We start from the raw sequence: 2,609 nt of genomic DNA on the forward strand, positions 1-2,609 counted from the left end.
GGCGCTCCCCGGCTAGCCGGCGGTGTCCTCTTAGGTGGGGTAGGCGGGCGGTGTTCCGCCAGTCGGCCTGGCGGGTGTCGTCGCCGCGGCGGGTGACCGGGTCGCGGCGGGCCAGGACCTGCGCCGGGTCGAGGGCCCCGGTCACCGCCTGCAGTGCCCCGCCGACCGACCGGGCGGCCTCCCTGGCCGCGCCGGGACGCAACAGGGCCTTGCTCGGCACGCATGCCCGGTAGGAACACTCGCCGCCGACCGCCTCGGCCTCGACGACGACGGCGGTCAGCCCTGATCGGACGACGCGGTCGGCGGCGACCTCGCCGCCCGGCCCGCCGCCTACCACGACGACGTCGTACGTGTCCTCCATCAGCCGCGCACCAGGGGGGTGTCCACGAGGTGCTCGGCCAGGAACCACACCTGCGCCTCGCCGGTGCGGATGACGTCGGAGACGAGCAGGTCGGTGCTGCCCTCGTCGCCCTCGCCCGAGATCCGGGCGGCGGCGTCCCGCGCGTCGATCAGGATCCGCTCGTGCGCGTCGAGAAGCCGCGACAGCATGACGGGGACCGGCTCCACGCCGTCCGGCGGCCGGGGGATCGCCGTCAGCTCCGCGACGTGGCGCGGGTCTCCGACCGCGACGCCGCCGAGGCTCTGGATCCGCTCGGCCAGCCCGTCCACGATGGCGAGTTGGGCATCCGCGTGCTTGTCCAGCATGAGGTGGAGCGAGTAGAAGGTCGCCCCGCGCATGAGCCAGTGGTGCTTCTTGTAGAGGGAGTACAGGATCTGCGTGTCGGCGAGTACCCGGTTCAGCCGCTGGCAGGCGTACATGCGGGTGTCGTGGCCGAGGCCGATCGGCAGCTGCTTGAGCGTGCCGAACGTCTGGGTCTCTTCGCCCTTCTGGTGCAGCAGCGGCTGGCCGCCTCCGCGCGGGGCTGTGGTGGTCGTGGTTTCCATCGAGTTCTCCTGGAGGTGGGAGGGCCCGGCCGTCCGGTCGGGGGCACGGAGCGGCCGGACCCGGTCTGCGTGGCACGCGGTCAGCGCTCGCTGCGGACGGCGGCCTGCGGCGCCGCCGGGTCTGCCGTAGCTGCCGGGCCCGACCGGTGCAGTACGACCCGGGCGAGCAGCCCGCTGCCGACGCCCGCCGCGACCACGAGGACTGTCCACCACAGCGGGTAGGGCCTGAGGCCGAGGGCCGCGTCGAGGGACCAGGCGCCGGGTCCGGTGGCGGCGAGAGCGGCGGCGGTGCCGATGAGGACGAGCGGGTACTCGTAGCCGTCGTTCTGCACCCAGAGGCCGTTGTGCCATTTCACGGTGAGGGCGACGGTCATGACCCCGATGGCCCCCGTGGCGGCGAGCGGGGTCAGGAAGCCTGAGGCGAGCAGCAGACCCGATCCGATCTGACCACCGCCCGCCGCCAGTGCGGTGAGGGCTCCACCGCGGAAACCGTCGGCGCGGAACTCCTGCGTGCCGCCCTCGAGCCCCCTGCCGCCCAGGTGCGTGCTGATCTTCTGCACGCCATGGCCGGCGACGAGCAGCCCCACCAGCAGACGCAGGATCAGAATGCCGGTGTCCAAGGAGGTCAGCCGGCCGCGTGCGCGCCGATGATGCTCTGCGCATACACGACACCCAGGCCGTAGGCGCCGGCGTGGGCCTTGACGATCTCCATGACCGCGCCGTACGTCTCCTGACGCGCCCAGTCGCGCTGCAGCTCGAGGAGCACCTGCACCCAAGTCACCGGCACCGCGCCGGCGGCGATCATCCGCTGCAGCGCGTGCTCGTGGGCGGCCGGGCTGACGCCGCCGGAGGCGTCGGAGACCACGTACACCTCGTAGCCCTGCTCCAGCGCGGACAGCGCGGGAAGCACCAGGCAGACCTCGGTCCACAGGCCGGCGAGGATGATCTTCTTGCGCCCGGTCGCCCTGACCGCCGCCACGAGCGCCTCATCCTCCCAGGCGTTCATCGTCGTGCGGTCGATGACCTCGTTCTTGGGGAACACCTCTGCGAGCTGCGGAAGCAGGGGCCCGGAGAACGACTCGGCGGCCACCGTGGTCAGGACGGCGGGCACGTCGAACGCCTGGGCCGCCTTGGCGAGACCCACGGTGCTGTTGATGATCGCGGCGCGATCGCCGCTCCCGGTGCCGAAGAACATCTGCGGCTGGTGGTCCACGAAGAGCATGACGGCGTTGCCGGGCGTGAGCAGGTCCGCGCTCGGGGCGGCCTGCACCTTGGTGATGTCGAACATGAGGAATCCTTTCGGAGCAGTCGGAATGGTGCCGTCCGCGTTACTGGGTTCGGCACACCCGAAAACTACGACGGGCCCGACCGACCGACTTCTCTCTCCGTGCCCAGGAGTTGGCACGACAGCGCACTACCGTTCCTAATCAGTGAGCAGGAGTGAGTCTTGGACCCATTCCTGGTCGCTGCGGGCACCCCGAACGGTGTTGGGTGTCCTGGTTGCCCGCGTTCGCGCCGCGTCCGGGGGCACGCATCGGGTGCGTGGTCCGGGGATGCGGGGGCGGGTTCCCTCGCGCCCGAGGGTGCCCGGGTCGGCCTGGACGGTCCGATGCCCCGCACGATCGCTCTGGTCGTGCGGGGGCGGTGTCGTCCGTCGCCGGATC

Annotated in this window: 4 protein-coding genes and 1 pseudogene; all 5 read right to left on the bottom strand. The window is 71.9% G+C overall.

What is annotated here, in order from left to right:
• Positions 1 to 361 (bottom strand): FAD-dependent oxidoreductase (locus ACWGH4_RS33945; protein ID WP_453467627.1); only part of this gene is annotated, 361 nt, incomplete at its 3' end.
• The gene (locus tag ACWGH4_RS33950; RefSeq protein WP_453467629.1) at positions 361 to 945 is read right to left on the bottom strand and encodes a Dps family protein; all 585 of its coding nucleotides are present in this window, start codon (positions 943 to 945) and stop codon (positions 361 to 363) included. The genes ACWGH4_RS33945 and ACWGH4_RS33950, both read right to left, overlap by 1 nt.
• An 80-nt stretch (positions 946 to 1,025) precedes the next feature.
• On the bottom strand, positions 1,026 to 1,565 hold the full coding sequence (locus ACWGH4_RS33955; RefSeq protein ID WP_441262232.1) for a DoxX family membrane protein: 540 nt from the start codon (positions 1,563 to 1,565) through the stop codon (positions 1,026 to 1,028).
• 5 nt (positions 1,566 to 1,570) lie between these two features.
• Positions 1,571 to 2,233, bottom strand: coding sequence for a hydrolase (locus tag ACWGH4_RS33960; protein ID WP_453467631.1), 663 nt, complete (start codon positions 2,231 to 2,233; stop codon positions 1,571 to 1,573).
• Between the two features lie 135 nt (positions 2,234 to 2,368).
• Positions 2,369 to 2,609 (bottom strand): annotated as a pseudogene (locus ACWGH4_RS33965) (IS200/IS605 family accessory protein TnpB-related protein); the annotation flags it as partial.

The sequence above is a fragment of the Streptomyces sp. NPDC054847 genome (assembly GCF_053610925.1).